Here is a 26,825-nt window from a genome sequence, read left to right as displayed (position 1 = left end):
GCCCGGGGGCGCAGGAGGAGGAGTCGTGGTGGTTCTAGACGGCGGCCGCGACCCGCGGCGCTCGCCGCGAGCGGGAGGCGCCGGGCGTGGTGGCGCGGACGAGGGCGTCGCCGGTGAGCTGCACGGTCGCGACGGTGGCGACCAGGATCACGATGGTCGCGAGCATGACGGTGGTGTCGAAGCGCTGGTAGCCGTAGGTCACCGCGACGTAGCCGATGCCGCCGGCGCCGATCGTGCCGGCGATCGCCGAGTACTCGATCATCGCGATCGTGTTGATCGTCAGGCCGCCGATGATCTGCGGCACCGCCTCGCTGAGCTGCGCGGTCCGCACCACCTGCAGCCGCGACGCTCCGGAGGCGCGGGCGACGCGGGTGAGCGAGAGCGGCACGCTCCGCAGCGCGTTCTCGACGATGCGGGTGAAGAAGGCGATGCCCGCGATCGACATCGGCACGACGGCGGCCGCGATCCCGATGTTGGTGCCGGTGATCAGGCGCGTGAACGGCATGATCGACGCCATCAAGATGAGGAACGGCAGCGAGCGGCCGATGCTGATCACGGCGCTGAGCACCTGGTGGGCCGCCCGGTTCTCGGCCAGCCCGCCCGGCGCGAGGTTGTGCACGAGAGCGCCCAGCGGCACGCCGACCAGGACCACGATCGCCATGACGATGCCGACCATGATCAGCGTCTCGCCGAGCGCCGGCAGCACCAGCGCAGGGATCTGCTCGAGCGGGACCTTGTTGTCGAGGTGGAGGATCACGCCGCCACCTCCTCGGCGAGGGCGCGCACGCCGGCGGGCCGGACCGACAGGCCGAGCTCGGCCGCCGCGCGGGTGAGCCGCGCCTCGTCGACCGGTCCGAGCCCGATCGTCGCGTGGCCGACCGCCTGCCCGTCCACCGTCTCGATCGCGGCGCCGAGCAGCGCGACCGGGCCGACCGCCGCCGCGAGCCGGGTGACCCAGTCGGTCGGCACTCCGGAGCGTGAGTAGCCCACCACCCATTCGCCCAGGCCCGGGCCGGGCGCGACGGAGGGGCGCACCGGGTTGAGGGCGAGGCCGAGCGGGGACGCCGGGTCGCGCAGCAGGTCGACGAGGCGGCCCGACTCCACGATGCGGCCGTGGTCGAGGCGGGCGACGGAATCCGCCACCTGGCGCACCGTCTCCATCTCGTGGGTGATGAAGAGTATCGAGAGGCCCAGGTCGTCGCGCAGCTCCTTCAGGAGGGTGGTGATCGCGGTGGTCGAGGCGGGGTCCAGGCCCGAGGTGGCCTCGTCCGAGAGCAGCACCGAGGGGCGGAGGGCGAGAGCGCGGGCGATGCCGACGCGCTGGCGCTGACCGCCGGAGAGCTGGTGCGGGTAGTAGCGGGCGCGGTCCGAGAGGCCGACGCGCTCGAGCAGCTCCGCGACGCGGCGCTTCGTCTCGGCGGCGGTGACGCCGAGGTACTCCAACGGCAGGGCCACGTTCTGCTCGGCGGTGCGGCGGCTGAAGAGGCCGTCGGACTGGAAGACGGTGCCGATGCGGCGGCGGGCGACGCGCAGCCGCTCCTCCGAGAGCTGCGAGAGCGCCTCCCCGTTCACGACGACCGTGCCCGAGGTGGGCCGCTCGAGGAGGTTCACGCAGGCGGCGAGCGTGCTCTTGCCCGCACCGCTCGGGCCGACGACGGCGAAGATCTCGCCGGTCGCGACCGAGAAGTCGAGGCGGTCGAGCACGGTCGCCTGACCGTACGACTTGCTGAGCTGCTCGAGCCGGATCATCGCGTTCCTTCGGACGGGTCGGGCGGCCGCGGCCTCTCCGCGTCGTCCCGGACACGATGATGGAGCACCGCGGGCCCGCCCGTCCCGGCCCGCGTCGCCCGGCGTAACCCTTCGTCGCCGGGCGTAACAGTGCGCGGGCGGAGGGGGATGGCTGACGCCGGTTCCGCCGCTGCAGGGTGCGGCCACCCGCTCCCGCTCAGCTCGCGGCGGCCGCCGGGCGGGGGGTGTCGGCGCTCGCCTCGCGGTCGAAGCGCTCGCGGCTGAAGACCTGGTCGGCGGTCGTCAGGGCGAGGCCGATCACGCCGGCCAGCTCGCCCAGGTCCGACGTGTGGATGGTCAGGTGCCGCGTGGCCAGCGGATGGGTGCGCAGGTAGACGCGCTCGCGCAGGCCCGACATCAGCACCTCGCCGCAGTCGCCGAGCTGCCCGGAGATCACGATGGTCCGCGGATTCAGGATGTTGACGAGGTCGGCGACCGCCTCGCCGAGGACGCGGCCGGCCTGGCGCACGGCCTGGGTCGCGCGCATGTCGCCGCGCAGCACCCGGGCGGTGACGTCGGCGACGTGCTTGATCGAGGGGTCCTCCGCCGAGAGGTCGCGGACGAGGGCCCAGCCGCTCGCGTACGCCTCCACGCAGCCGGCATTGCCGCAGCGGCAGGGCAGTGGATCCGCGTCGACGGTGCCCGTGACCGCGCGGGTGTGGCCGATGTCGCCCGCCGCGCCGACGGCCCCGCGGATCGTCGCTCCGTTGAAGACGAGGCCCGAGCCGATGCCGGTGCCGAGCTTGAGGCTGATCAGGTTGTCGGAGCCGTGGTGGCGCGACTCGGCGAGGGCGCGGGCGTTCGCGTCGTTCTCGATGACGACCTGCACGCCCTCGTACGGCTCGGCGAAGTAGCCGGCGATGTCGAAGTCGTCCCAGCCGGTCATGATCGGCGGGTTGCGCACCCGCCCGGCGGCGAACTCGACCGGCCCCGGGACTCCGACGCCGATGCCCGCGACCGCGTCGCCCTGCTGCAGCCGCTCGAAAGCGGCGAGCACCAGCGAGAGCACGGCGTCCGGCCCCTCCCAGACGTCGACGACGCCGCTCTCGTGCCGGAGGGGGGTGCCGCGCAGATCGCAGGCGGCTGCGACGAATCCGCTCGCCCCGATGTCGGCGGTGAGGAGCACCGTTCCGACCAGGTTCATCGCGAACATGCTCGAGGGGCGCCCGCCGGTGGACTCGCCGCCGGTGGTGGGGGCGATCAGGCCGAGCTCCACGAGGGTCGCGAGGCGCTGGTTGACGGTGGAGCGGGAGAGCCCGGTCTGCTCCATCACCGCGTTGCGCGAGACCTCGCCCTGCTCGCGGAACAGCGCGAGGACGTCGGCCACGTGCGAACCGGCCTCGCCGGTGGAGTACCCCGTCATCGCTCCCCCTCTTGTCACGGTCAGCGTACATGGGTGACGACGAGAAACTTGAAGTTCCCCGACTTTCGTATTGCGGTAACGCGAAAGCCCCGCTAGTTTTCACACACCGGCACGCAGTGGTGCCACTGATCTTCAAGGATGACGATGAACCGCACAGCACGCCGCCTCCTCCCGGTTCTCGCACCGGTCGGCGCCCTCGCACTCCTCCTCACCGGCTGCGCCTCGGGTGGCGACACGGCCGCCGGCGGCTCCGGATCGACCAAGGTCGCCGCGGTCATCAAGGGCCTCGACAACCCCTTCTTCCAGGCGATGGAGAACGGCATCGAGGACACGGCGAAGGACGACTCGGTGGACGTCTCGGTGCAGGCCGCCGCCGACATCGGCGACACCACCGGCCAGGCCGACAAGCTCACCACCGTCGCCGGCCAGGACTTCGGCTGCCTGATCGTCAACCCGATCAGCGGCACGAACCTGGTGCAGGCGCTCGCGTCCGCCACCGGCAAGACGATCGTCAACATCGACAGCCCGCTCGACCCCGACGCGGTGAAGGCCGCGAACCTCGACGTGACCACCTACATCGGCACCGACAACGAGGCCGCGGGCGGCAAGGCCGGCGACTTCCTCCTGAAGCAGCTGCCCGCCGGCTCCGAGGTCGCCGTCATCGGCGGAGTCTCGGGAGACGTCACCAGTGCCGCCCGCGTCGACGGCTTCACCGCCGCGATCGGCTCCGACCTCACCGTCGTCCAGGAGGCCGCGGCCGACTGGAAGCGCGAGGTCGCGCTGACCAAGGCGACCGACATCCTCGCCGCGAACCCCGACGTGAAGGCGTTCTTCGCTGCGAACGACGACATGGGCCTCGGCATCGTCAAGGCCGTCGAGAACGCGGGCCTCACCGGCTCCGTCCAGGTGGTCAGCGTCGACGGCAACGAGGACGCGCTGCAGTCCGTGAAGGACGGCGGCCTCACCGCCACCGTCGCCCAGTACCCCTACGCGATCGGCCAGCTCGGCGTGCAGGCGTGCGAGGCCGTCGGTGCCGGCGAGGACATCCCCGCCGAGATCGAGTCGCCCACCGCGCTCGTGACCTCCGAGACCGCGGAGCAGGCCCTCGGCGCCTTCCCCCAGCCGTTCGAGGAGTTCGACAACCCGCTCGCCGCGCTCGTCCCCAGCAAGTAGGACCTCCCGCCCATGGCAACCCAGGAAGCGACCATGACCTCAGCCACCGCCCGACCCCCGGCCAGCGCGTCCCCGCTGCTCGCGAACCTCCGTCAGCTCAGCTTCTGGGCCGAGAACGCCGCTCCGATCGGGCTCGTCGCCCTGGTGATCGTGTTCTCGATCGCGACTCCGACGTTCCTCAGCCTCGGCAACATCAAGGCGATGCTCGTCGCCGCCGCGATCCTGGTGATCCTCTCGATCGGCCAGTCCTTCGTCATCACCACCGGCGGCATCGACCTGTCGATCTCGGCGACGATGACCGTCGGAGCGGTCGGCTTCGGCATCGGCTGGAGTGCCGGCTGGGGCTTCTGGCTCTCGGCGCTCGCGGCCCTGCTCTTCGCGGGGCTGATCGGAGTGATCAACGGCTTCCTGATCGCGAAGGGCAAGGTCACCGACTTCATCGCGACCCTCGGCACGCTCTCGGTGGCGACCGGCCTCGCGCTGATCGTCTCCGACGGCAAGCCGATCACGGTCGGCAGCCCCGAGCTGCTCCGCCTCACCACCGGCTCGATCGGGATCATCGGCTACCCGATCATCCTGGCCGCGGTCATCGGAGTGGTCGCCTGGGTCGTCATGTTCCGCACCCGCTTCGGCCTGCACGTGCAGGCGGTCGGCGGCAACGAGGAGAGCGCGGTCGCCAACGGCATCAAGGCCGGACGCGTGCGCATCGCGGTCTACATCATCGCCGCGGTCCTCGCCGGAGTCGGCTCGCTCCTCCTCGTCGCCCGCGTGGGCGCCGCGGAGCCGGCCATCAACACGCAGTACCTGCTCAACTCCATCGCGGCCGTGGTGCTCGGCGGAGTGAGTCTCACCGGCGGCAAGGCCAAGATCGTCGGCCCGATCATCGGAGCGTTCCTCCTGACCGCGCTGACCAACGGCCTGACCCTGCTCGGCGTCTCGCAGTTCTACCAGCCCCTCGCCGTCGGCCTGGTGGTCGTGCTCGCCGCCCTCATCACCCGCTACCAGAAGAAGTGAGCCCAGCCATGACCAGCGACATCCTGCTCGAAGCGCGGGACATCAAGAAGTCCTTCGGCGGCGTCCACGCTCTCAAGGGAGCCTCGATGTCGATGCGCCGCGGCGAGATCACCGCCCTGATCGGCGACAACGGCGCGGGCAAGTCCACCCTCGTCCGCTGCCTCTCCGGGGTGCACCCCGCCGACTCCGGCACCATCACCCTCGACGGCGACGTGGTGCACTTCACCACTCCGCTCGGCGCGCGGGACGGCGGCATCGAGACGGTGCACCAGACCCTCGCCCTGGTCGAGGACCTGACCGTGTGGCAGAACTTCTTCCTCGGCCGCGAGCTCACCAAGGGAGTGCCCGGGGTGCGGTTCCTCGACCGGACGCAGATGAAGAAGACGGCCCAGGAGCTGCTCGGCGACCTCGCCGTGAACGTCCCGCCGGTCACCAGCAAGGTCCGCCGCCTCTCGGGTGGCCAGCGCCAGGCGGTCGCCATCGCCCGGGCCGCGGGCTGGGGCAGCAAGATCGTGATCATGGACGAGCCGACCGCGGCCCTCGGCGTCCAGGAGACGGCTCGCGTCGAGAAGATCATCCTCAAGCTGCGCGACGCCGGAGTGGCCGTGCTGCTGATCAGCCACAACTTCGACCAGGTGATGCGCCTGAGCGACCAGGTGTGGGTGATGCGCGCGGGCCTCGCCGTCGCCGGCCGCCGCACCGCCGAGACCAGCGGCGACGAGCTCGTCTCGCTGATCACGGGCGCGAAGGCCGCCTGATGCACCCCGGGTTCCTGCACCGCGGGAGCACGGAGCGCTCGTCGCCGATCGGGGTCCACGCGGGCCTGCTCGTGGGCGACTGGACGCCGGAGTCGGGGCGCCGCGCGATCGGCACCGCCGCCTCGATCGGCTTCGACCTGATCGAGATCCCGGCGCCCGCCGACCCCGACGCCTCCGCGTGGACCGCCGACCTGCTCGACGAGCACGGGATCGACGCGGTCGTCTCGCTCGCGCTGGACGCCGACTCCGACATCACCGACGCGGCCACGGCCGACCGCGGTGAGGAGCGGCTCCTGGCGGCCGTGCGCTTCGCCGAGGCGATCAGCGCCCGCTACGTCGGCGGAGTCACCTACTCGGCCATGCGCAAGTACGAGCACGCGGCCGACGCGACGGCCCGCTCGCGCTCGCTCGACGTGCTGCGGAGGGTGGCTGCTGCCGCCGCTCCCGCCGGCGTCGTCGTCGGAGCGGAGTACGTGAACCGCTACGAGAGCAACCTGCTGAACACGGCCGCCCAGACGACTGCGTTCCTCCGCGAGCTCGACGCGCCGAACGTGCTCCTGCACCTCGACACCTTCCACGCCCACCTCGAGGAGGTCGACCTCGCGAGCGCCGTCCGCGACGCCGGTGACCTGCTCGGCTACCTCCACGCCTCCGAGAACCACCGCGGAGAGCTGGGCACCGGGAGCACCGACTGGACCGGGCTCGCGGCGGCGCTCGCCGACTCCGGCTACCGCGGCCCGCTCACCCTGGAGAGCTTCTCGCCCGCCGTCCAGCCCCCGGCCTCGGCCGAGGGCATGGGGCTCTGGCGCAAGCTCTGGCACGACCCCGTCGCCCTCGCGACCTCCGGCCACGCGTTCCTCGCGGACCTGCTCGACACCGACCCCGCGGCCCGACGCCGCCCCTGAACCTCGAACCAAGGAGCACCACCATGACCACGAACCCTCTCGGAGTGCACGCCCTCGTCTTCGCCGGCGGCACCACCCCCGACGAAGTGACCGCGACGATCGAGCAGACCAAGGCGGCCGGATTCGACCTGCTGGAGCTCTCGCTGCACGACGTGCAGAACCTCGACACCGCCTCCGCCCGTGCCGCCCTCGAGGCGAACGACCTCGGCATCGTCTGCTCGCGAGGCCTCGCCTTCTCGGCCGACGTCTCCAGCGACGACCCGCAGGTGGTGGCCCGCGGCGCGAAGCTGCTCGCCGACTCCCTCGAGACCACCCACGCGCTCGGCGGTACCCACTTCACCGGCGCCCTCTACAGCGCGCTCGGCAAGTACAGCGCGCCGCTCTCGGCCGCCGGCCGCGCGAACGTCGTCTCGGTGCTGACCGACCTCGCCGCGGAGGCCTCCACGAAGGGCATGACCCTCGGCCTCGAGATCTGCAACCGCTACGAGACCAACGTCATCAACACCGCTGCGGACGCCCTGCGCCTCGCCGACGACATCGGCGCCGACAACGTCCTGATCCACCTGGACACGTACCACATGAACATCGAGGAGGACGACTTCTTCCGCCCGGTGCTGCTGGTCGGGGATCGTCTCGGGTATGTCCACATCGGCGAGAACCACCGCGGCTACCTCGGCAGCGGCCACCTCGACTTCACGACGTTCTTCCACGCCCTCGCCGCGATCGACTACAACGGACCCATCACCTTCGAGTCGTTCTCGTCGGCCGTCGTCTCGCCGACCCTCTCGAACGACCTCGCCGTGTGGCGGAACCTCTGGAACGACGGCCCCGCGCTCGCCCGTCACGCCCACGGCTTCCTGGTGAACGCGCTGGAGAGCAGCCGTGGCGAGGCCTGAGACCGAGGTCGCCCCCGGAGTGGTGTGGCCCGGCCTCGATGAGCTGGCCGGGCGCGCGCTCGCGCTGACCTCCCCGGGCCGCCGCGCGATCGTCGCGATCGCCGGCAGCCCCGGAGCGGGCAAGACCACGCTCGCCCGGGCCGTGGTCGCCCGCGCGAACGAGCTCGCGGGGGAGGGGACCGCCGCCTTCGTGCCGATGGACGGCTTCCACCTCGCCAACGCCACGCTCGACGAGCTCGGCCGCCACGACCGCAAGGGCGCCCTCGACACGTTCGACGGCTGGGGCTTCCTCGCCCTGGTGCGGAGGTTGCGCGCGGAGACCGACCACGTCGTCTACGCGCCCACCTTCGAGCGCACCGTCGACGAGGGAGTGGCCGGCGCGCTGGCCGTGCACCCCCCCGCGTCGCTCGTGGTGCTGGAGGGCAACTACCTCCTCGTCGACGAGGGCCCGTGGGCGCTGCTCCGCGCCGAGTTCGACGAGGCCTGGTTCTGCGCGACGCCCGAGACCGAGCGCTTCGAGCGCCTGGTCGACCGCCACGTCTCCTTCGGCCGCGCCCCCGAGGCGGCCTCCGCCTGGGCCTCCGAGGTCGACGGGCGGAACGCGCTGCTGATCGAGGCCACGCGCGACCGCGCCGACCTGATCGTGTCGGGAACGGCGGCGGGGGTCGTCTGACGCGCTCCTGCACGTGACGTGCTCTCCTGCACGTTGGATTCGCGGATTCGGCGAGCACGACGACATCCGGCGTGCAGGAGCGCCTACAGACGATCCGGCAGAGGGGCGCAGGCGCCTCTCCGCCGGACCCGTCTCCCGACGGATGCGGACCGGGACGGGCCGGTGTCAGGCTCGAGGAATGGACGACTCGACACGGAACTCCTCGGAACAGCCCGCTCCCGCTGCCTCGCCGGCGCCTCTCCCCGTCGCTCTCCTCCTCCTGCTGCGGCGGAGCGACGGGCGGCCCGCGGCGGCGTCGAGTGCCCTCGACACCGTCCTGGCCGCCTCCGTCCTCGCTGAGCTCGCCCTCCAGCGGCGCGTCGAGGTGGACGCCGGAGTCGTCGCCCTCGGGCCGGAGCGGTCCGCCCTCGGGGACGCCGTGCTCGACGGGGCCCTCGGATGGATCGCGGCCGAGCGCGCACCGCGCAGCGTCTCCTGGTGGATCGGCCGCCTCACGCGGAGGGAGCTGCGTCCCGCCCTCCTCGAGAGGGTCGCCGCGGTGGAGCCGGCGGAGGACGAGCGGCTGCGGATCCGGGTCGCCGAGGTCCTCGCCGCTCGGACGGCGCCCCTGCCGTCGGACGCGGCGCTGATCGGCCTGCTCGACGCGGCCGGAGCGCTCTCGCCGAGGCCCGGCATCCCGGACCGGCGGACGATCCGGACGCTGGCAGCGCAGCACTGGGCCGGGCCGGCGGCCGCCGCGATCCTCGCTCGGACCGCCGCGAGCGTCACGGGAGCCGCGGTGATCGCGGCGACGACGACGGTCACGATCACCGGCATGTGATCCGACGCGTGCGGCTCGCTGAAGCCGCGCGTCCCTACTCCGCCGGGTAGTCGGGCGCGACGAAGACGCAGAACGGGTGGCCGGCCGGATCCGCGAGGACGTGGAGCGCCTCCTCCGGGTCGTCGCTCCGGTCCTCGATCAGCTCCGCGCCGAGGGCGAGTGCCCGGTCCTTCTGCCGGTCGAGCTCCTCCGCGTCCGCGACCATGAAGTCGAGGTGCAGCTGCTGCGGGACGGGTCCCTGCGGCCAGGTCGCGCGCGGGAGGGCGGCCACCCGCTGGAACGTGAGCGTCGCGCCGTCGGCGGTGACGATCGCGACCCACTCCGCCTCGTCGTCGGAGCCGTCAGCGGGCGGCTCGTCGCCGGCGCGGTACTCGCCACCGAGCAGGGCGAGGTAGAAGGCGGCGAGGGCGCGGGCGTCCTCCGTGTCGAGGACGACCTGGCGCAGACGCATGCGGGCAGGGTACCGCCGGACCGCCGCGCCGGGAACGGCCGCGGGCCCCCTCCTCCGCGGTGGAGGAGAGGGCCCGCGGACCCGACGCGCGACCTCGGCTGAGAAGGGGGTCCCGTCCCTGACGGTGGAGGGAGAGGCGTCTCAGCCGACGTCGTGCTGCGGCGTCAGCTCAGGTCGGCGCCGTTCGTCGCGATGACCTTCCGGTACCAGGAGAAGGAGTCCTTCCGCCGGCGCTCGAGGGTGCCGCCGCCGAGGTCGTCCAGGTCGACGTGGATGAAGCCGTACCGCTTGCTGATCTGCGAGGTGGAGGAGCTGATCAGGTCGATCGGCGCCCAGCTCGCGTAGCCGCGCAGGTCGACCCCCTCGTCCACGGCCCGGATCATCTGCTCGAAGTGCGCCCGGAAGTACTCGACGCGGTAGTCGTCGCGGATCCGGCCGTCGGCGTCGACCGTGTCGCGCATCCCGAGCCCGTTCTCCACGATGAAGAGCGGCTTGCGGTAGCGGTCGTAGAGGTCGAGCAGCGAGATCCGCAGGCCGGCGGGGTCGATCTGCCAGCCCCACTCGCTCGAGGGCAGGTAGGGATTCTTGACGCCGAGGACCGTGTTGCCGGGCGTGCGCTCCGCATCGGGATCCACCGACTCCGTCATCGACATGTAGTAGCTGAACGAGACGAAGTCGGCGGTGTTCTCGGCGAGCAGCTCGACGTCGCCGGGCGCGAACGGGATGGTGACGCCCATCCGCTCGAGCTGGTTCAGGGCGAGCGGCGAGTAGGAGCCGTCGGCCTGGACGTCCGTGCAGAGGTAGAGCAGCCGCTCCTTGGCGCGGGTGGCCGCGACGTCGTCCGGGTGGCAGGTGCGCGAGTAGGTGGTGAGCATCGTGAGCATGCAGCCCATCTCGGCGTCCGGCCACAGCTCCTTCAGCATCTGCGTGACCGAGGCGCCGGCGACGAACTGGTGGTGCAGCGCGGTCCAGCAGGCCTGGGTGATCGAGCCGTCGACCGTCTCCTCGATGATGCCGCCCGAGGTGAAGGGGTGACGCTCCATCCCGTCGATCTCGTTGAAGCTGATCCACTTCTTCACGACGTGGCCGAAGCGCTCGAAGCAGGTCCGCGCGAAGCGCTCGAACAGGGCGATCGTCCCGCGGTCGAGCCAGCCGTTGCGGGTGAGGGCGAGCTCCAGCGGAGCGTCGAAGTGCGACAGGGTGACCAGCGGCTGGATCCCGAGGCGGGCCATCTCCTCGAACAGGTCGAGGTAGAAGGCGACTCCCGCCTCGTTCGGCTCCAGCTCCTCCCCGGTCGGGTACAGGCGCGACCAGAGGATCGAGACCCGCAGGACGGTGAAGCCCATCTCGGCGAAGAGCGCGAGGTCCTCCCGGTAGCGGTGCACGAAGTCGATGCCCCGGCGCTTGGGGTAGTACCGCGTGTCGGAGTCGGCCATCGCGGCCTCGATGCGGGCGAGGGTGATCTCGTGCAGGGCCTCGAAGTCGTCGGTGTTCGCGTCGGGGTCGTACCGCATGACGTCGGTGACCACCCAGCCGCGCCCGTCCTCGCCCCAGCCGCCCTCGACCTGGTTCGCGGCGAGGGCGCCGCCCCAGAGGAAGTCGTCAGACAGTGCCATGTGCGGGCTCCTTGATCGAGGTGAGGGAGATCAGGTCGTCGCCGGTGGAGACGTCGCGATCGGCGGTGAAGCCGACCGTGGCGCCGAGGGCGTCGAGGACGACGACGGGGGTCACGGTCGCGAGTCCGGCAGCGGTGATGGCCTCGAGGTCGGCGTCCATGACGTGCTGGCCCGCCTCGACGCGATCGCCCTGCGAGACGTGCAGCGCGAAGGGGCGGCCGTCGAGACCGACGGTGTCCAGCCCGACGTGCACGAGCACCTCGACGCCGTCGTCCCCGCGGATGCCGATCGAGTGGCCCGAGGCGGGCAGCGCGGTGACGGTGCCGGCCATCGGCGCGACCACGCGGCCGCTGGTGGGGCGGATGGCGACTCCCTCGCCGAGCACACCGCTCGAGAAGACGCTGTCCTCGACCGAGGACAGCTCGACGACGCGGCCGGTCATCGGCGCGATCAGGCGCGCTCCGCCCGTGCCCGCGGTCGCGTCGGCGCCGGCGTCGCCGAGGACGCGGAGGGTCCCGGACGCGGAGTCCTTCCAGAGCACCAGGCCCACGACGAAGGAGACGACGGCGCCGATGCCCATGCCGATGAGCGCGTGGAAGAAGTTCCACGGGTCGAGCGAGTCGATGAACATCGAGATGCTCGCGACTCCCGGGCTGACGATGGCGAAGGTGTCGACGACGACCGCGCCCAGGTAGGCGCCGGAGGTGACAGCTCCGGCCAGCACGGCGATGAGGGCGCGCTTGTTCTGCAGGGTCACGCCGTAGAGGGCCGGCTCGGTCACGCCGAACAGGGCCGAGAAGCCGGCGGAGATGGCGGTCGCGCGGAGGCGCTCGTTGCGGGTGCGGATCGCGACGGCGAAGCTGGCGCCGGCCTCCGAGATGTTGTGGGCCAGCGAGGCGACCAGGTAGAAGCTCTCCTTGCCGTAGGTGGCCATGGTCGTGATCGTCGGAGGCAGCAGCGGCTTGTGCATGCCGACCGAGATGAGGAACGGCAGGACCGCGGCCAGGAGCGCGACGGCGATCCAGCCGAGGGTGGCGTGGAGGCCGAACAGCACGCCGGCGAAGACGTCGCCGATCGTGTAGCCGAGCGGGCCGATGAGGAAGATCGTGGCGGGAGCGACGATTAGGTAGCCCATCAGCGGCACGAAGAAGGTGCGGATGGGCGGCCACGAGTACTTGGTGAAGAAGCGCTCGGTGCCCCAGAGCAGCAGCACCGCGAGGATCGCGGGGAAGACCTGCGAGTTGTAGTTCACGGCCGGCACGGCGAGGCCGAACAGGGAGGCGCCGCCCTCCTGAGTGATCAGCGAGGTGAAGCCGGGGAACAGCAGGAGTCCGACGACGCCGAGGGCGACCGGCCGGTTCACGTCGAGCTTCTTCGCCGTCGTGTAGGCGACCAGCAGCGGGAGGAACGCGAAGACGGCGTCGGGGACGGCCGAGATGAGGCGGTAGGAGTCGGTCTGCGGGTCGATCCAGCCGAGAGCGGCCGCCAGGACCAGCAGCGACTTGAAGATGCCCGCGCCCGCGATGGCGGGGATGATCGGTACGAAGACGCTGACGATGAAGTCGAGGGCGACGGAGCCGACGCGCTTGGGCGTCCACGGCCGCTTGGCGGGAGTCGAGGCCGACGGTGCGGCCTTCCCCGAGCCCGTCCGCAGCTTCTCCACCTCGCGGTAGTAGTCGCCCACGCGCCCGCCGACCACGATCTGGGTCTGCGCGCCGCGGACGACGCCGAGCACGTCCGGCATCGCCTTCAGTGCGGCCTCATCGACGACCGAGTCGTCCACGAGCGTGAAGCGCAGCCGCGTCGAGCAGTGCTGCAGTGCTGCGACGTTGCCGCTCCCGCCGACGTGCTCGAGCACGTCCTTCGCGCTGGATCTGACATCCATTGTCATTCCTCCCTTGGAACGTCCGATGACAGCGTCCGGGCACAAAAAAAGGACCCGACCGACGCGAGAAGCGTTGATCGGATCCTGCCTGCACTACCAGTCACATGTCCGTCCGGGGAGCATAACCCGGCCGGAGCGCGAGGAGCAACACTTGCTACGGTGGCTGCAGGACCGGCCCGCACGAGGGCCGGGAGCCAGGTGACCTCCGGGGCCTTCGCGATTCGACACCCTCCTCGAACCCGGAGCCGCCATGCACCGACACCGCGCGCAGCTCGCGCTCGCCGCCCTCTCCGCCGTCTCCTTCGGCTTCGTCATCGCGGGGAGCAACAGCCTCAATCCGCTCCTCCCGCTGCTGCGCGCCGAGGTGCCGCTGGCTCCGCTGGCCGTCTCGCTCACCTTCGTCGCCTACGTCGGATCCGCGGTCCTCACGCTCCTCGCGGTCGCCGTCGCGCCCCGGCCGCTCCCGCCCGCGGCGGCCCTCGTGGTCGCTCTGCTGGCCGCGGCCGTCGGCGACCTGCTCCTCGCCGATCCCACCGAGGGGCGCCTCCTCGCGGGCCGGGCCCTGACCGGAGTCGCCGTCGGCCTCGCGACGGGGAGCGCGGCGGCGCTCGTCGTCGGCGCTCTCGGCGGGAGGGGGAGGGGGCTCGCCGCGACGGGGAACCTGGTCGGCGCCGTCGTCGGGACCGCCCTCGCGCAGCTCGTGGCGCTGCTCGCGTCGGTGACCGCCGCGGGCACGATGTACCTCGCGGGGGCCGCCGTGTCGCTGGTGCTCTGCGCCGCCCTGATCGTCCTCGTGCGCGTCGTCCCCCGGGTACCGCCGCCGGCCGTCGCCGCTCCGGGAGGATCGTCGCGTCCGGGCGCTCGCCGCGGTGTCGTCGGGGCCGCCGTCGCCTGGACCGCGCTGAGCACGGCGGTCGTCTACGCGCCGATCCTCTTCCACGACGCGGGCATGCCGGGAGCGCAGCTCGCCGGGACCGTGGTGATGCTCATCGCGGCCGCCGCCGCCCAGCTCGGCAGCGCGGTCCTCACCCGGATCGCCGGGCGGTCGACCGGCTTCCTCGTGCTCGCGGGAGGGATCGCGCTGGTCGCCGTCTCGATCCTCCTGCGCAGCGACGTGCTCGCCGTGGCGGCGACGGCCCTGATCGGAGCCGGGGCCGCCACCGCCTATCGGACCGCGCTCGTGCACCTGACCCACGGCAGCTCGCCGGCCCGGCAGAGCAGGGCGACCTCGTCCTTCTCCGTCGCCACCTACTCCGCGTCGGCGCTCGCTGTGCTGACGATCGGCCTGCTCACGGGCGGCCTGGACTCGACGGCGGTCCTGGCCGGGACGGGAGCGGTGCTGGTCGTCGGCGCGCTGGTGATGCAGCCGTTCGCCCCGCGGCTGCGGGACGTCGGCGCGTGAGCGGCGGCGGGGCGGGCGCCGGCCAGCGCCGTGGCACCCGGCGCCCTGCACTCCGCGCCCGCTTCCTCAACCCCTCCCGGCTCCCGGCCGCGGGCCAGGGCCCGGCGCGTACTGTGGCCGCTGACTCACGAGACGGCTACGAGGAGACACCATGACGGAGCAGATCGGCATCCCCGAGGCGGCGGCGCTGGGGAGCGAGCAGCGGAGCATCGCGATCCTCGGAGCGGGCGGCGACCTCACCGAGCGGCTGCTGCTGCCGGGCCTGGGCCGGGTGGCCGAGCTCGCGCGCGACCTCGAGCTCACGCTGATCGGCGCGGCGCGCACCCCGCAGACCGACGAGGAGTGGCAGGGCCTCGTCCGCCGCAGCCTCGAGGCGGCCGGAGTCGCCGCGCACACGGTCGAGGCGCTCGCGTCGCGCGCGCGCTTCGTCGCCACCGACGCCTCCGACCCGGAGCAGCTGAAGGCCCTCCTCGACGCCTGCCCGTCGACCCAGGTGCTCTACGTCGCACTGCCGCCCGCGATGGGGCACAAGGTCGCCGCCTCGCTCGCCGAGCTCGACCTGCCCGAGGAGCTGGTCGTCGCCATCGAGAAGCCGTTCGGCGAGGACCTCGACGACGCGATCGCCCTCAACGCGGCGTTCGCCAAGGTCCTCCCCGAGAGCCGCCTCTGGCGCATCGACCACTTCCTCGGCAACGCGACCGTGCTGGGGATGCTGGGCCTGCGCTTCGGCAACAGCCTCTTCGAGGCGAGCTGGAGCGCCGAGTCGATCGAGAAGGTCGAGATCGTCTACGACGAGACGCTCGGGATCGAGGGCCGCGCGGCCTTCTACGAGAAGACCGGAGCGCTGCGCGACATGCTGCAGAGCCACCTCCTGATGGTGCTCGCGCTGACCACGATGGAGCGCCCCGACGAGGTCGCGCCCGACGAGGTCCACGCGCGCATGGCCGAGGTGCTCGGCGCCGTGCGGCTCTGGCGAGACGACCCCTCCTCCGCCCGCCGCGCCCGCTACACCGAGGGCCGCGTCGACGGCCGCTTCTTCCCCTCCTACGTCGACGAGCCCGACGTCGACCCCGAGACCGGCACCGAGACCCTTGCCCAGCTGCTGCTGCAGGTCGACACCCCGCGCTGGGCGGGCGTCCCCTTCGTCCTCCGTTCCGGCAAGGCGATCGGCGACCCGCGCCGCGAGGTGGCGATCCACTTCCGCGCCGCCACGCCCCCGCGCGGTCTGCAGGCTGCCGAGGGCGAGGCCGGGACGGTCCTCCGGATCGGCCTCAAGGGCGGGGACGTCAGCCTGGACCTGGTCGTGAACAGCGCCGACGAGCTGACCGACCTCGAGCGCACCACCCTGACCGCGCAGCCCGGCGCGGCCACGCTCGACCCCTACGCGCAGGTCCTCGCCGGGATCCTCCAGGGCGACACCCTGCTCTCGGTCCCCGGCGACGTGGCCGAGCAGTGCTGGCGCATCATCACTCCGGTGCTCTCGCACTGGGCGGCGGGCGAGGCGCCGCTGGACGAGTACGAGGCGGGGAGCGCCGGGCCCGCGGGGTGGTGAGCGGGGTGGGGAGAGCCGACCGCGGTCCGCTCTCCCCGCCGTCGCACGGCGCCTCCGCTCAGTAGGCGAACTGCCACATGTAGCGGCGCCCCTCGAGGGCGTAGCCCCGCGCCGCTGCCCAGTGGGCGGCGAGCCGCGAGACCAGCGTCGAGAACACGAGAGGCGCGACGAACGCGCGCTCGGAGGCGGCGATGCCGGACAGCTCCAGGTCGCGCGAGTCGACGTAGTAGGTCGTGCCGCTGTACTGGTCGAGGAAGCTCTGCGCGCGCTCGCCCATGGGCCGCGTCGCGTCCTCCGCGAGGAAGACGATGCTCTGCGTCTTGCCGTCGAAGACCTCGAACGGGCCCTGGAAGAACTCGTCAGCGTTGATCGTCGCGGCGTGCATCCACTGCATCTCCTGCAGGTAGCAGGTGGTGAAGGTCTGGCCGGGGCCCATGAGCGACCCGGAGGTGACGAGGTACGTCACGGGGACGTCCTTCATCGCGGCGGCGAGCTCCTCCGCCCGTGGCTCGAACGCCGTGACAGTGGCGACCATCGCGGCCGGTAGGCCACGGAGCGCCGCCAGCCGGTCCGACACGTCCACGCCGTCGCGGCGCAGGACCGCGAGCGCGAGCAGCTGCAACACGAGCTGCGTGCCCTGGCCCGTCTGCGCGACGAAGGCGGTGTCCAGGGCGAGCGCGAGCGGTCCCTCCTGCTTGAGGGTCACGCCGACGACGGCGGCGCCGCGCTGCTGCGCCCACTCGCCGGCTCGGACGGTCTCGGGGGTCTCGCCGGTGCCCGAGAGCACGACGACGAGCGCGCCGGGACCGACCGAGGCGGGGGCCCGGAAGAAGAACTCGTCCGAGTTGTAGGACGCGGCGGGAGTGATCGCGGCCGTGTCGAGCAGGTACTGCGCCGCCTGGACGCCCATGAGCGATCCGCCCGCGCCGACCAGGAAGACGCGGTCGACCGCGGGGAGCGAGGCGACGTGGTCGTCGATCCGGTCCCACAGCGACAGAGCGTGCTCCATCGAGGGGGCGATGTCGTCGGGGACGGGGGCGACGGGGCCCGGTCCGAGGTAGGTGCCGTCGGTCATCGGAGTTCTCCTTCTGCGAGGGGGTGGGTCTGGTGGTCGAGGGCGGCGGCCGCGGGCGGGCCGGCCTCCTCGGTGATCTCGATCGGAGCCCCGTAGCCGAAGGCGCCGTGCTCGGTGCAGGTGAACGCGGCCGAGATCGAGGCCGCGGCCATGAGGTCGTCGAGCTCCTCGCCGCGCAGCAGCCCGATGAGGGTGCGGGCGATGAACGAGTCTCCGGCGCCGAGCGTGTCGACGACGCGGGTGGCGACCGGGGTGCTGACGGCGCGCCGGACCCCGTCGGACAGCACGGCACCGCGCTCGCCGCGGGTGACGAGGGCCCAGGAGGCGCCGGCGTCGAGGGCTCCGGCGAGCAGGTCCTCGATCTCGTCGTCGCTCCGGCCTCCGCCCGAGAACGAGGCGAGGAAGCAGTGCTGCGCGATGCCGGCGACGGCCGCCCGGTCGAACTCGGAGGAGAAGTCGTACGACACGCGGGTCCGCTCGGCGAAAGCGCCGAGGTGCTCGTCGAGGAAGCTCGAGGCCCCGACGTGCAGGGCGTCGAAGCCTGCGATCGCCTCGAGGTCGCCGGCCGAGGGGGTGAAGAGCGAGACGCCCTTGCCCGAGTCGAGGAAGACCCGGTCGCCGTCGATCAGGCCGATCCGGCAGTAGGCGGTCCAGCCCTCCTCCTGGCGCAGGCGCGACACGTCGACGCCCTCCGCGCCGAGAGAGGACCGGAGGAGGCGGCCGGCGGCGTCGTCGGAGACGGCCCCGATGTAGGCGGTCGGGACGCCCTCGCGAGCGGCGTAGACCGACACGTTGACGCAGTTGCCGCCGGGGTACATCACGCCGTCCGCGGTGTAGCAGTCGACGACGTTGTCGCCGACGCCCACGATCCGCGGATCGGCGAGCGGGAGCGGGCGCATCAGGCCGTCACCGCGCTGAACCGCGACGAGCGGAACGGCCGCAGCAGCGGGCTCGGCTCGCCGGAGAGGATCTCGAGGGCGATGAGCTCCCCGACGATGAGCCCGAGCGTCGCGCCGCTGTGGGTGAAGACCGCGTGCAGTCCGGGGATCTCCTCGACCTCACCGAGTACGGGCTCGCCGTCGCCGGGGATCGGCTTCGGGCCGGCTCCGAACGAGTCGAGCTCGAGCCGCGGGTTGCCCGCGAGCACGGCCGACGCCTCCTCGAGGAGGGTCGCGACCGTCTCGTCGCGCACGTGCCAGGTCCCGTCGGGGTCGACGACGACCTCGCGCTCCGACCAGCCGGAGTCGAGCACCAGGGTCCCGTGGGGCGTGGGCCGCACGGCGACGCGGGGAGTGTTCAGCACGGCCCGCAACTCGACCTCGATCGGCTTGGTGGTCACGAGCAGCGAGATCGGCGTCTGCTCGGGCAGGTGGATCCCGAGTTCGGCGAGCTCGCGCGGCACCCAGGGCCCCGTGGCGAGGACGACCTCGTCCGCGAGGATCCGCTCGCCGGAAGCGGTCTCGGCTCCGACGGCTCGGCCGCCCTCGACGACGACGGTCGTGCGTCCGGCGTTCTCGACCAGCACCCCGCCCGCCTCCTGGAAGGCCTGGAGCAGATGAGCGGTGAGGAGCGGGAGGTCGACCCAGCCCTCACCGGGGTTGAAGATCGCGCCCTCGGCGGCGACGGAGGAGGGGTCGACGCCCGGGGTCCATGCGGCGATCTCGTCGGGCGACAGCCACTCGGAGTCGTAGCCGATCGCCTTCTCGTGGGCGAAGCGCTCGCGGTGCGACCGTCCCGGCTTGGCCCAGCTGAGACCGCCGTCGAAGCGCAGGAAGCTCGAGGCGTCGGGATTGCGGACGAGGAGCGTCCGGTAGCGGTCGATGCCGGCGACCCGGAGCGCGTGGTACTCGTCGCTGCGGATCCCGGCGGAGTTGAGCCACGAGAGCGAGCGGCCGCTGGCGCCGGAGGAGACGGTCGTCTCGGTCACGAGGGTGACGGTCGCGCCGCGCCGGGCGAGCTGCGCTGCGGTCGAGACGCCGAGCACGCCGGCGCCGATCACGACGACGGAGGGCGCGGAGGCGGTGGTTCTGGGCATGGCTGTGCTTCCTGTTCGGTGAGGGGAGAGAGTGGGGCGCCGTCAGCGCTGGGCGGCGGCGCGGATCCGGTCGATCAGCTCGAGGACGCGGACGGCGTCGTCGGGATCGACGGGGAGGGGTGCGCCGTCGAGCAGGGTGTCGGCGAGGCGCGAGTAGAAGTCGCTGTAGCGGCCGGTCAGGAGGGGATGCGGCTGGGCCGATCCGTCGCGCCCGAGAAGGGCGGGGCTCCCGGAGGCGCCGAAGCCGTCGTCGGTGGGCAGGGCGCCCGCCTTGAGGGCGCCCTCCTGCGGGTCGAGGCCGGAGGAGGTGAAGCCGGCCTCCGAGCCGAGGACGTGGAACCGGGGCCCGACCAGCGGCGCCATGGCGTTCATCCACAGGTGCGAGACCACTCCGCTCCGGTGCTCGAGAGCGACGAACGCGTCGTCCTCGGCTCCTCCTCCGCCGCGTCGCGTCGCGAGCTCGGCGTGCACGTGGTCGACCTCGCCGAAGAGCAGGAGCGCCTGGTCGAGGAGGTGGGTGCCGAGGTCGAGGAGGATCCCGCCTCCCTCGGCCGCGGTCGACTGCGCCTTCCAGGCCTTCGTCTCGACCGGCTTGAACCACTCGAAGCGGGACTCGAACCGGCGCACCTCGCCCAGGGCGCCCTCGTCGAGGAGACCGCGCAGGGTGAGGAAGTCGCCGTCCCAGCGGCGGTTCTGGAAGACGGTCAGCACCACTCCGCGAGCGCGGGCGTGGTCGACGAGGTCGCGCGCCTCGGCGGCGGTGGCGGCCAGCGGCTTGTCGACGACCACGGCGATGCCGGAGTCGACCGCCCGGGTCGCGAGGTCGACGTGGGTGCCGGGAGGCGAGCCGATGACGACGAGGTCGAGGTCGCGCTCGAACAGGGACGCGGTGTCGGGCAGCACCTCGGCACCGGGGTGCAGGCGCCGGGCCTCGGCGGCCCGCTCGGGGTCGGAGGTGACGACGGCCTCCACCGAGTAGCGCGGGGACGTGGCGAGGAACGGACCGTGGAACACCCGGCCGGAGGTGCCGAAGCCGATGACGCCGGTGCGCAGCGGCTCCCGGGTGCTCACAGCACCTCCGAGAGGAAGCGCTGCAGGCGGGCGCTGCGCGGTGCGTCGAAGATCTGCTCCGGGGTGCCCACCTCGACGACGCGTCCCTCGTCCATGAAGACGACCTGGTCGGCGACCCGGCGGGCGAACTTCATCTCGTGCGTGACCACCAGCATCGTCATCCCGCGCTGGCCGAGCGCGGCCAGGAGGTTCAGGACGCCCTTGACCAGCTCGGGGTCGAGCGCGCTGGTCACCTCGTCGAACAGCATCACCTCGGGAGCCATGGCGAGGGCCCGGGCGATGGCGACGCGCTGCTGCTGGCCGCCGGAGAGGTCGCGCGGCCGGTGGTCGGTCCGCTCGGCGAGGCCCACCTCCTCGAGGCGCTCGTGTGCGACGCGCAGCGACTCCGCCTTCGACATCCGCTTCACGTTGCGCAGCGCCAGCGCGACGTTCTCGAGCGCGGTGTGGTCGGGGAAGAGGTTGAAGTGCTGGAACACCAGGCCGATGCGGCGGCGGAGGACGTCGGGCTTCACCGCGAGCGCGCTCTCGCCCGCGATCCGCACGTCGCCGCTCTTCGGCTCGTGCAGGCGGTTGATCCCGCGGAGCATCGTCGACTTGCCCGAGCCGGAGGGGCCGATGACGCAGGTGGTCGTCCCCGGCTCGACGGCCAGGCTCACTCCGCGGAGGACCTCGATGTCGCCGTAGGCCATCGTGAGGTCGGCGAGCTCGAGGCGCGACCCCTCGTAGACGTGGCCGTCGGCCAGGGGGATGGGCGAGGTGTAGGTCACGTGTTGCTCCCGAGGGTGAGAGGGGTGGGCGAGACCTCGGCGACCTCGTCGAGACCGCTCTTCGGCGGGGCGGCCCTGCGGCGGCCGGTGCGGAAGCGGTTGTCGAAGTAGTTGACGAGGTGGGTCAGCGGAACGGTGATCACGAGGTAGAACAGGCCCGCCATCACCAGCGGCGACAGGTTGCCGGTGAGGACGGCGGCGTCCTGGCCCACGCGGAACAGCTCCCGCTCGCTCACGAGGAGGCCGAGGAAGTAGACGAGGCTCGAGTCCTTGACGATCGCGATCGACTGGTTGACCAGGGCCGGCAGGACGCGGCGGATGCCCTGCGGCACCACGACCAGGCGCATGGCCTTCCCGTAGCTGAGGCCGAGAGCGCGGCAGGCCTCGAGCTGCCCGCGGTCGACGCTCTGGATGCCGGCGCGGAAGATCTCCCCGATGTAGGCGCTCGCGATCAGGCTGAGGGCGAGGATGCCGAGGGGGTAGGGGGAGGGGCCGAAGATCTGCTGGCTGAAGCGGGCGAAGCCCTGCCCGATCAGCAGGATGGTGAGGATCGCCGGGAGGCCGCGGAACACGTCGGTGTAGATCCGGGCGGGGATGCGCAGCCACCGCGAGGTGGAGATCCCCATCACGGCGAGGATCATCCCGAGCACGATGCCGATGACCGTCGCCGCGAGCGAGATGACGAGCGTGTTGACGAGGCCGGTGCCGAGCAGCTGCGGGAAGACCGCGGCCATCGCGTCGAAGTCGAGGAAGGTCTGAGTGAGGGTGTCGAGCCAGTCCATGGTGCTCTCTCAAGGGTCGAGGGGGCGCGGCGCGGACCGCGCGCGCCCCCTTCAGATCACGGGGTGGGGGTGGGGGAGCTGGTCTGCTCGGCGCTCGGTAGGTACTGCTCGGGCATCGGGGAGCCGGGGAACCACTTCTGGTACAGCTCCTTCCAGGTGCCGTCCTCCATCGCCTCGTGGAGTCCCTCGTTGAGCGCTTCGCGCAGGGCGTCGCTGCCCTTGGCGACCGCGAAGCCGGCGGGGGCGTCGAAGGAGGGGATGTCCTCCACGTCGACGAGGTCGTACTGGTCGATGTAGGCCTTCGTCGACTCGTAGTCGAGGAAGTGCGCCTGGATCGTGCCGTTGTTGAGCGCCGCGATCGCCGCGTTGTTGTCGGGGAAGCGCACGAGCTCCGCCTCGGGGAAGTTCTTCACCGCGTAGGTCTCCTGGAGGGTGCCCTGCACGACACCGAGGCGGGTGCCCGCGCCGAGGTCGTCGGCCGAGGAGATCCCGCTGTCCTTCGTGCTCAGCACCGTGAGGTAGCCGGCGAGGTAGCCGTCGCTGAAGTCCACCGTCTTCTCGCGATCAGGAGTGATGCCGATCGCGGCGACGCCGACGTCGTACTGCTTGTTCGCCACGGCGGCGAGGAGGCTCGAGAAGTCCTGGCCGGTGAACACCACGTCGGTGATGCCCTCGCGGGCGGCGACGTCGGTGAACAGCTCGATGTCGAAGCCGCTGAACTTCCCGTCGGCGTCGGTGAACGCGTAGGGCTTGATGTCGCCGACACTGGCGACGCGGATCTGGCCCGGGGTGATGAGGCCGTAGGGGTTCTCGGCGGAGGTCGCTCCGCCGCCTGCTCCGCTGCTGCCGCACGCCGTGAGGGTGAGTAGTGCCGCCGCCAGCGTGGCGATCGCTGCGGGGATGATGCGCTTCTTCATCGCTGTCCATTCGTCGGAGGTGAGGCGGAGGATCCGGGCTTCTTCTTGGTGAGTCCGGTCCCAATCCGTTAGGTTGAGACCGGACCCAACGAGGTGTGTAGGAAGCTACCCCGCGCTCCGAATGGGTGTCAAGAGCAGTTCGAAGACCGATCGGGAGGAGCGTCGTGGCGGAGATCACGAACCGCAGGCGCGAGGTGACCGTGGCCGATGTGGCCCGGGAGGCCGGCGTCGGGAAGGCCACGGCGGCGCGCGCGCTGGGCAACTACGGCGCCGTCAGCGAGAGCGTCCGCGACCGGGTGCTGGCCGCCGCCGAGCGTCTCGACTACCGGCCGAACGAGCTCGCCCGGAGCATGAACACGGGGAAGTCGAAGACCATCGGCGTCATCGTCGGCGACATCGAGAACGGCTACTTCGGCCTCGCGATGAGAGGCATCACCGACGCCGTCGCCGGAGCGGGCTACGACGTCGTCCTCATCAACACGTCCGAGGACGTCGACACCGAGGTCGACGCGGTGAGGGTGCTCCTCGACAAGCGCGTCGACGGCATGATCGTCTCGCCCGCGTCGTCCTTCCACACGCAGCACCTGCACGACGTCCACGCCACGGGCCGCCCTCTGGTCCTGCTGGACCGGCGGATCGACGGACTCCCGGTCCCCTCGGTCGGCGTCGAGATCGCCGTGGCCGCCGAGCAGGCGACCGCCGCCCTGCTCGAGGCGGGGCACCGCCGGGTGGCGTTCGTGACGGCGCTGGCCGACCCCGGCCGCTGGACGCCGGGAGAGCCCCTGCGCGTGTCCTCGGTGACCGAGCGCCTGTCCGGCATCTCCGCGGCGCTGAGCTCGGCGGGCATCGCGCCCGACCGGGAGCTCATCCACTTCGGCGCGATCGGTTTCGCCGAGGCGGCCGCCGTTCTCGACGACCTCCTCGCCCTCCCCGAGCCGCCCACCGCGATCCTCGCCTCGGACAGCCTCATCGCCCTCGATCTTCTCCGTGCCGCGAGGGCGCGCGGGCTGCGCGTCCCGGACGACCTCTCGTTCGTGATGTTCGACGACTTCCCGTGGGCCGAGCTGATCGATCCGCCCCTGTCGGTCGTCTCGCAGCCGATCTACGACGTGGGTGTCGCGGCCGGCCGCACGATCCTCCGCCTGCTCAGCGGGAGGACGGAGTCGGACGCGGAGCTGCTCGCCGCGACCTTCGTCGCCCGGGAATCGATCGGGAGGGTGGGCGGCGGCGCACCGGAGGAGCGCGTCGACTGAGGCCCGGTGCCGGCGTCTGCAGGAGCTTCTCCGCCGTGTGCCGGAGCGTGGAGCATCCTGCGCCAGTTCGTGCCGCGGCCCCGGCCGTCTCCCTAAGCTCCGGGGCATGACTGATCGGGTCCAGGCCGGAGTTCAGCACGGCGATGTGCGGGGGATCCTCGCCCGTCGGTGGTTCGCGGTCACGGCCTCCCTGCTCCTCGCCTTCGGCTGGCTCCTGATCCCCGGCGTCGGCTGGCCGATCGGCGCCGTTCTGGTCCTGTGGAGCTCGTGGTGGACCGGCGCCGAGAAGAGGTCGGCGCTGGCGATCCCCCTGGTCGCGGCCGCGCTGGTCGGCAGCGGAGTGGGGCTCTTCTTCGGGCTGCACGGCGTGCCGAGTTCGAACATGACGACCTGGACCGCGGTCGGCGCTGCGGCGATGGCGGGAGGCGCTGCGAGCGTCGTCCTGGGGGTCCGGCTGTGCGCCCGGGCGCTCCGTCGGCCTGCGTCATCGGGGAATCGATCGGTGTCTGTGGCGGCGCCGGCTGGCGCGCACGACGCCAGCTGAGAGGAGGGCGCGTCGGCTTTTGGGGGAGGTCTCCCTGGCTCAGCTGACGGTGCGAGCGCGCCGGCCGGGGCCGGAACGCGGGATCGACTCGCGACCGTCCCGTCACCCACGTCCCCGCGCCCCGATCGTCAGTCCGCCGCCCCCAGCGCCTCCCGCAGGGTCGCGCGCGCCCGAGCGTGCCGGCTCCGCACGGTCGCGGCGCGGAGGGAGAGGATCTCGCCCGCCTCGGCGAGGGAGAAGCCGTCCCAGTAGACGAGGGTGATGATCTCCTGGTCGACGGGCTTCAGCTGGGCGATCGCGGCGCGGACGTCCTCGGCCGCGTCGTCGGCCGGCGCGGGCGGGGTGACGCGCAGCTCCTCCGCCAGCCGCTCGACGAGCGCGCTCCTCCGGGTCGCCGTGCGGCGCTGGCCCGAGAGCACCCGCCGCGCGACGCCGAACGCCCACATCCGCGCGCGCGTCTCGTCCGAGGGGATCGACCGCTCCTTCCGCCAGAGGATCAGCAGCGTGTCGCTGAGGAGGTCCGCCGCGTCCTCCGGGCTCGCCGTCCGCCGCGCGAAGTAGCGGAGCAGATCCGGCGCCTCCCGTTCGACGAGGGCCGTGATCTCGGCCTCCCGATCGCGGGCGGGCGAGCGGACGACGCTCCGGGCCATCGACGGGGCCGCCTCGCCGGCGCTCATCACAGCTCTCCCGTGCAGTCGGTGCTGCCGCCGAGCCCGCCGTCGCCCTCGACGATCACGCCGTCGGGGATCCTGTCGAGGATGTGGTCGTCCGCCGCGGTGATCCAGGCGCGCCAGCGGATCGTCTCGTCCGAGAGGCCGGGGCCGTCGCTGTTCATGTCCGAGGCCAGCCAGGCGGGGTCGGTCGTATAGGCGACCGCGTCGTCATGGATCCGCTGGCCGACGCCGCTCCAGTCCTGCGCGCGCAGGTAGTCGGTCGCGGAGGTGGTGACCTCGCGGTAGTCGATCTCGCCGTTGAAGTAGTCGATCGAGCAGGTCACGGCCGCACCGGACTCGGTGGTGTAGCTGATCGGGATGGTGAAGTCGGGGACGGAGCGGACATCGGTGCCGGCGCTGGTGGCCAGCACGAGACCCGGGACGATCAGGACGGGAGCCGCCAGCCACCACGCCTTCGAGCGCGCGGGCCTGCGGGGCGCGCGCTCGCGGGTCTCGGCGATCACGGCGTTCAGGGCGGTGCGGACGCCGGGCGCCCGGTCGTCGGTCGCGGGGTCGCTGCGGGAGAGCAGGTCGTCGAGTGTGCGTCGCGTCATCGGGTCCATCCTTCGTCGGTCGAGCGTCTACCGAGTACATGGCCGGGTGGGGCTCGAGCGTTGCACGAAGGGAACGGATCCGTGATCCTGCCGCGAGCAGATCGGCCGTTCGGGGGTCTTGCTTGAACTGTATTCCACTGAGACAGTGACGCTGCTCGCACACAGCGCGCGAATGGTCGCCGCTCCCGTCGTGGAGTCGATGCTCCGGCACAGGCGCCAGCACGAGACGAGGCCGCGAGGCCCCCGACGACGAGGACCGACGTGACGCTGCCCTTCGCTTCCTGGAAGCACCCCCGAGCCGCTCGAGCAGTGGCCGCCGTCTCGGCCCTGCTCCTGGTGGGCGCAGGCGCGCTCGCCTCCGTCACTCCGGCCGCCGCGGCAGCACAGACGGGATGCTTCGATCCGTCCTCGGGCGCCCTGCGTCCGGTCGCGTCGTCGGTGCTCTGCGGTTCGGCCGGGGAGATCGCGGTCGCCTGGACGACGGATCCGACGTCGTCGGCCGATGCCCGCACGGTGGCTGCGTCGTCGACGGTGAGCACCGGTCCGCGCGGAGCCACCGGTCCGCGTGGAGCGACCGGTCCGCGGGGCGCGACGGGCCCGCGAGGAGCGACGGGTCCTCAGGGGGCGAAGGGTGCTCCGGGCGCGAAGGGCGCGACCGGCGCGACCGGCGCGAAGGGGGCGACGGGATCGACGGGAGCGACGGGGCCGCGGGGCGCGACGGGCGCAACGGGTGCGGCAGGTGTGGACGGAGCTGCCGGGCCTGCGGGCGCGGAGGGTCCGGCGGGAGTCGCGGGAGCGGAGGGGGCTACGGGTGCGAC

At 72.3% G+C, this 26,825-nt stretch carries 26 protein-coding genes; 11 read left to right on the top strand and 15 right to left on the bottom strand.

Translation table 11 applies throughout. From position 1 onward, the window contains the following. Nucleotides 1-34: 34 nt before the first annotated feature. From GSU45_RS16430 to GSU45_RS16420, 3 genes are all read right to left on the bottom strand, one after another. Nucleotides 35-757 carry a methionine ABC transporter permease gene (locus tag GSU45_RS16430; protein WP_208543462.1) on the bottom strand — a complete coding sequence of 241 codons (723 nt, stop codon included), beginning with the start codon at nucleotides 755-757 and terminating at the stop codon, nucleotides 35-37. Next, nucleotides 754-1,749: an ATP-binding cassette domain-containing protein gene (locus GSU45_RS16425; RefSeq protein ID WP_159916594.1), complete on the bottom strand. Its 996-nt coding sequence runs from the start codon at nucleotides 1,747-1,749 to the stop codon at nucleotides 754-756. Before GSU45_RS16425 ends, GSU45_RS16430 begins: the two co-directional genes overlap by 4 nt. Before the next feature lie 196 nt (nucleotides 1,750-1,945). Next, entirely contained in the window at nucleotides 1,946-3,151 is a 1,206-nt protein-coding gene (locus GSU45_RS16420) for an ROK family transcriptional regulator (protein ID WP_159916592.1), read from the bottom strand. Between the two features lie 144 nt (nucleotides 3,152-3,295). Here GSU45_RS16420 and GSU45_RS16415 point away from each other — a divergent pair, with 144 nt between their 5' ends. From GSU45_RS16415 to GSU45_RS16385, 7 genes are all read left to right on the top strand, one after another. Continuing rightward, a complete protein-coding gene (locus tag GSU45_RS16415) occupies nucleotides 3,296-4,324 on the top strand; it encodes a substrate-binding domain-containing protein (RefSeq protein ID WP_159916590.1) in 1,029 nt (342 codons plus the stop codon). Between the two features lie 33 nt (nucleotides 4,325-4,357). After that, the gene (locus GSU45_RS16410; RefSeq protein ID WP_159916581.1) at nucleotides 4,358-5,338 is read left to right on the top strand and encodes an ABC transporter permease; all 981 of its coding nucleotides are present in this window, start codon (nucleotides 4,358-4,360) and stop codon (nucleotides 5,336-5,338) included. Nucleotides 5,339-5,346: 8 nt separating this feature from the next. Beyond that, complete coding sequence (locus GSU45_RS16405) at nucleotides 5,347-6,096, top strand: ATP-binding cassette domain-containing protein (protein WP_104222715.1); 750 nt, start codon at nucleotides 5,347-5,349, stop codon at nucleotides 6,094-6,096. Continuing rightward, complete coding sequence (locus GSU45_RS16400) at nucleotides 6,096-7,001, top strand: sugar phosphate isomerase/epimerase (protein WP_159916579.1); 906 nt, start codon at nucleotides 6,096-6,098, stop codon at nucleotides 6,999-7,001. The genes GSU45_RS16405 and GSU45_RS16400 overlap by 1 nt, the downstream gene beginning before the upstream one ends. A 23-nt stretch (nucleotides 7,002-7,024) precedes the next feature. Next, nucleotides 7,025-7,897, top strand: a complete 873-nt coding sequence (locus tag GSU45_RS16395) for a sugar phosphate isomerase/epimerase (RefSeq protein ID WP_159916577.1) — start codon at nucleotides 7,025-7,027, stop codon at nucleotides 7,895-7,897. After that, entirely contained in the window at nucleotides 7,884-8,570 is a 687-nt protein-coding gene (locus GSU45_RS16390; RefSeq protein WP_244248148.1) for a nucleoside/nucleotide kinase family protein, read from the top strand. The genes GSU45_RS16395 and GSU45_RS16390 overlap by 14 nt, the downstream gene beginning before the upstream one ends. 178 nt (nucleotides 8,571-8,748) lie before the next feature. Continuing rightward, nucleotides 8,749-9,390, top strand: coding sequence for a GPP34 family phosphoprotein (locus GSU45_RS16385; protein WP_159916575.1), 642 nt, complete (start codon nucleotides 8,749-8,751; stop codon nucleotides 9,388-9,390). 34 nt (nucleotides 9,391-9,424) lie between these two features. On the opposite strand, the gene GSU45_RS16380 is transcribed toward GSU45_RS16385, so the two are convergent. The 3 genes from GSU45_RS16380 to GSU45_RS16370 all read right to left on the bottom strand — a co-directional run bounded on the left by GSU45_RS16380 (nucleotide 9,425) and on the right by GSU45_RS16370 (nucleotide 13,342). Further along, nucleotides 9,425-9,841, bottom strand: coding sequence for a VOC family protein (locus tag GSU45_RS16380; RefSeq protein ID WP_159916573.1), 417 nt, complete (start codon nucleotides 9,839-9,841; stop codon nucleotides 9,425-9,427). A gap of 164 nt (nucleotides 9,842-10,005) precedes the next feature. Continuing rightward, a complete protein-coding gene (locus tag GSU45_RS16375) occupies nucleotides 10,006-11,457 on the bottom strand; it encodes a family 1 glycosylhydrolase (protein WP_159916571.1) in 1,452 nt (483 codons plus the stop codon). Then, nucleotides 11,444-13,342, bottom strand: a complete 1,899-nt coding sequence (locus tag GSU45_RS16370) for a glucose PTS transporter subunit IIA (protein ID WP_159916569.1) — start codon at nucleotides 13,340-13,342, stop codon at nucleotides 11,444-11,446. Before GSU45_RS16370 ends, GSU45_RS16375 begins: the two co-directional genes overlap by 14 nt. Before the next feature lie 250 nt (nucleotides 13,343-13,592). Here GSU45_RS16370 and GSU45_RS16365 point away from each other — a divergent pair, with 250 nt between their 5' ends. Both GSU45_RS16365 and GSU45_RS16360 read left to right on the top strand, forming a co-directional pair. After that, nucleotides 13,593-14,744, top strand: a complete 1,152-nt coding sequence (locus tag GSU45_RS16365; protein WP_159916567.1) for an MFS transporter — start codon at nucleotides 13,593-13,595, stop codon at nucleotides 14,742-14,744. 151 nt (nucleotides 14,745-14,895) lie between these two features. Continuing rightward, the gene (locus tag GSU45_RS16360) at nucleotides 14,896-16,296 is read left to right on the top strand and encodes a glucose-6-phosphate dehydrogenase (RefSeq protein ID WP_159916565.1); all 1,401 of its coding nucleotides are present in this window, start codon (nucleotides 14,896-14,898) and stop codon (nucleotides 16,294-16,296) included. A 58-nt stretch (nucleotides 16,297-16,354) separates the two neighbouring features. Here the strand turns inward: GSU45_RS16360 and GSU45_RS16355 are convergent, their stop codons facing one another. From GSU45_RS16355 to GSU45_RS16325, 7 genes are read right to left on the bottom strand one after another with little or no spacing between them, the layout of a single operon-like run. Next, complete coding sequence (locus tag GSU45_RS16355; RefSeq protein ID WP_159916563.1) at nucleotides 16,355-17,371, bottom strand: SIS domain-containing protein; 1,017 nt, start codon at nucleotides 17,369-17,371, stop codon at nucleotides 16,355-16,357. Then, nucleotides 17,368-18,270 carry a PfkB family carbohydrate kinase gene (locus GSU45_RS16350; RefSeq protein ID WP_159916561.1) on the bottom strand — a complete coding sequence of 301 codons (903 nt, stop codon included), beginning with the start codon at nucleotides 18,268-18,270 and terminating at the stop codon, nucleotides 17,368-17,370. The genes GSU45_RS16355 and GSU45_RS16350 overlap by 4 nt, the downstream gene beginning before the upstream one ends. After that, nucleotides 18,270-19,406 (bottom strand): FAD-binding oxidoreductase, encoded by a 1,137-nt coding sequence (locus tag GSU45_RS16345; RefSeq protein WP_159916559.1) that lies wholly within the window; start codon nucleotides 19,404-19,406, stop codon nucleotides 18,270-18,272. Before GSU45_RS16345 ends, GSU45_RS16350 begins: the two co-directional genes overlap by 1 nt. Before the next feature lie 42 nt (nucleotides 19,407-19,448). Beyond that, nucleotides 19,449-20,477: a Gfo/Idh/MocA family oxidoreductase gene (locus tag GSU45_RS16340; protein ID WP_159916557.1), complete on the bottom strand. Its 1,029-nt coding sequence runs from the start codon at nucleotides 20,475-20,477 to the stop codon at nucleotides 19,449-19,451. After that, complete coding sequence (locus GSU45_RS16335) at nucleotides 20,474-21,244, bottom strand: amino acid ABC transporter ATP-binding protein (RefSeq protein WP_159916555.1); 771 nt, start codon at nucleotides 21,242-21,244, stop codon at nucleotides 20,474-20,476. The genes GSU45_RS16340 and GSU45_RS16335 overlap by 4 nt, the downstream gene beginning before the upstream one ends. Beyond that, the gene (locus GSU45_RS16330) at nucleotides 21,241-22,026 is read right to left on the bottom strand and encodes an amino acid ABC transporter permease (RefSeq protein ID WP_104345707.1); all 786 of its coding nucleotides are present in this window, start codon (nucleotides 22,024-22,026) and stop codon (nucleotides 21,241-21,243) included. The genes GSU45_RS16335 and GSU45_RS16330 overlap by 4 nt, the downstream gene beginning before the upstream one ends. A gap of 56 nt (nucleotides 22,027-22,082) precedes the next feature. Then, on the bottom strand, nucleotides 22,083-22,943 hold the full coding sequence (locus tag GSU45_RS16325; RefSeq protein WP_159916553.1) for an ABC transporter substrate-binding protein: 861 nt from the start codon (nucleotides 22,941-22,943) through the stop codon (nucleotides 22,083-22,085). A 164-nt stretch (nucleotides 22,944-23,107) separates the two neighbouring features. Here GSU45_RS16325 and GSU45_RS16320 point away from each other — a divergent pair, with 164 nt between their 5' ends. Then, entirely contained in the window at nucleotides 23,108-24,196 is a 1,089-nt protein-coding gene (locus GSU45_RS16320; RefSeq protein ID WP_159916551.1) for a LacI family DNA-binding transcriptional regulator, read from the top strand. A 106-nt stretch (nucleotides 24,197-24,302) separates the two neighbouring features. Further along, the gene (locus tag GSU45_RS16315; RefSeq protein WP_159916549.1) at nucleotides 24,303-24,740 is read left to right on the top strand and encodes a hypothetical protein; all 438 of its coding nucleotides are present in this window, start codon (nucleotides 24,303-24,305) and stop codon (nucleotides 24,738-24,740) included. Between the two features lie 128 nt (nucleotides 24,741-24,868). Here the strand turns inward: GSU45_RS16315 and GSU45_RS16310 are convergent, their stop codons facing one another. Together GSU45_RS16310 and GSU45_RS16305 are read right to left on the bottom strand one after the other, a co-directional pair. Further along, a complete protein-coding gene (locus tag GSU45_RS16310) occupies nucleotides 24,869-25,417 on the bottom strand; it encodes a sigma-70 family RNA polymerase sigma factor (protein ID WP_208543461.1) in 549 nt (182 codons plus the stop codon). After that, nucleotides 25,417-26,007 (bottom strand): hypothetical protein, encoded by a 591-nt coding sequence (locus tag GSU45_RS16305; protein ID WP_159916547.1) that lies wholly within the window; start codon nucleotides 26,005-26,007, stop codon nucleotides 25,417-25,419. Before GSU45_RS16305 ends, GSU45_RS16310 begins: the two co-directional genes overlap by 1 nt. Nucleotides 26,008-26,825 lie beyond the last annotated feature (818 nt).

Origin of the sequence: Rathayibacter sp. VKM Ac-2801, assembly GCF_009834245.1 — a bacterium.
In the GTDB taxonomy this organism is placed as follows: domain Bacteria; phylum Actinomycetota; class Actinomycetes; order Actinomycetales; family Microbacteriaceae; genus Rathayibacter.
Note: the sequence above shows the minus strand (reverse complement) of the source record. Positions and strands in the feature narration are given on the sequence as shown.

Coding starts and splice junctions, on each gene's coding strand:
- GSU45_RS16425 (WP_159916594.1), bottom strand. CDS start 1,749: ATGATCCGGCTCGAGCAGCTCAGCAAGTCGTACGGTCAGGCGACCGTG.
- GSU45_RS16420 (WP_159916592.1), bottom strand. CDS start 3,151: ATGACGGGGTACTCCACCGGCGAGGCCGGTTCGCACGTGGCCGACGTC.
- GSU45_RS16415 (WP_159916590.1), top strand. CDS start 3,296: ATGAACCGCACAGCACGCCGCCTCCTCCCGGTTCTCGCACCGGTCGGC.
- GSU45_RS16410 (WP_159916581.1), top strand. CDS start 4,358: ATGACCTCAGCCACCGCCCGACCCCCGGCCAGCGCGTCCCCGCTGCTC.
- GSU45_RS16405 (WP_104222715.1), top strand. CDS start 5,347: ATGACCAGCGACATCCTGCTCGAAGCGCGGGACATCAAGAAGTCCTTC.
- GSU45_RS16400 (WP_159916579.1), top strand. CDS start 6,096: ATGCACCCCGGGTTCCTGCACCGCGGGAGCACGGAGCGCTCGTCGCCG.
- GSU45_RS16395 (WP_159916577.1), top strand. CDS start 7,025: ATGACCACGAACCCTCTCGGAGTGCACGCCCTCGTCTTCGCCGGCGGC.
- GSU45_RS16385 (WP_159916575.1), top strand. CDS start 8,749: ATGGACGACTCGACACGGAACTCCTCGGAACAGCCCGCTCCCGCTGCC.
- GSU45_RS16380 (WP_159916573.1), bottom strand. CDS start 9,841: ATGCGTCTGCGCCAGGTCGTCCTCGACACGGAGGACGCCCGCGCCCTC.
- GSU45_RS16375 (WP_159916571.1), bottom strand. CDS start 11,457: ATGGCACTGTCTGACGACTTCCTCTGGGGCGGCGCCCTCGCCGCGAAC.
- GSU45_RS16370 (WP_159916569.1), bottom strand. CDS start 13,342: ATGGATGTCAGATCCAGCGCGAAGGACGTGCTCGAGCACGTCGGCGGG.
- GSU45_RS16365 (WP_159916567.1), top strand. CDS start 13,593: ATGCACCGACACCGCGCGCAGCTCGCGCTCGCCGCCCTCTCCGCCGTC.
- GSU45_RS16360 (WP_159916565.1), top strand. CDS start 14,896: ATGACGGAGCAGATCGGCATCCCCGAGGCGGCGGCGCTGGGGAGCGAG.
- GSU45_RS16355 (WP_159916563.1), bottom strand. CDS start 17,371: ATGACCGACGGCACCTACCTCGGACCGGGCCCCGTCGCCCCCGTCCCC.
- GSU45_RS16350 (WP_159916561.1), bottom strand. CDS start 18,270: ATGCGCCCGCTCCCGCTCGCCGATCCGCGGATCGTGGGCGTCGGCGAC.
- GSU45_RS16345 (WP_159916559.1), bottom strand. CDS start 19,406: ATGCCCAGAACCACCGCCTCCGCGCCCTCCGTCGTCGTGATCGGCGCC.
- GSU45_RS16330 (WP_104345707.1), bottom strand. CDS start 22,026: ATGGACTGGCTCGACACCCTCACTCAGACCTTCCTCGACTTCGACGCG.
- GSU45_RS16325 (WP_159916553.1), bottom strand. CDS start 22,943: ATGAAGAAGCGCATCATCCCCGCAGCGATCGCCACGCTGGCGGCGGCA.
- GSU45_RS16315 (WP_159916549.1), top strand. CDS start 24,303: ATGACTGATCGGGTCCAGGCCGGAGTTCAGCACGGCGATGTGCGGGGG.
- GSU45_RS16310 (WP_208543461.1), bottom strand. CDS start 25,417: ATGAGCGCCGGCGAGGCGGCCCCGTCGATGGCCCGGAGCGTCGTCCGC.
- GSU45_RS16305 (WP_159916547.1), bottom strand. CDS start 26,007: ATGACGCGACGCACACTCGACGACCTGCTCTCCCGCAGCGACCCCGCG.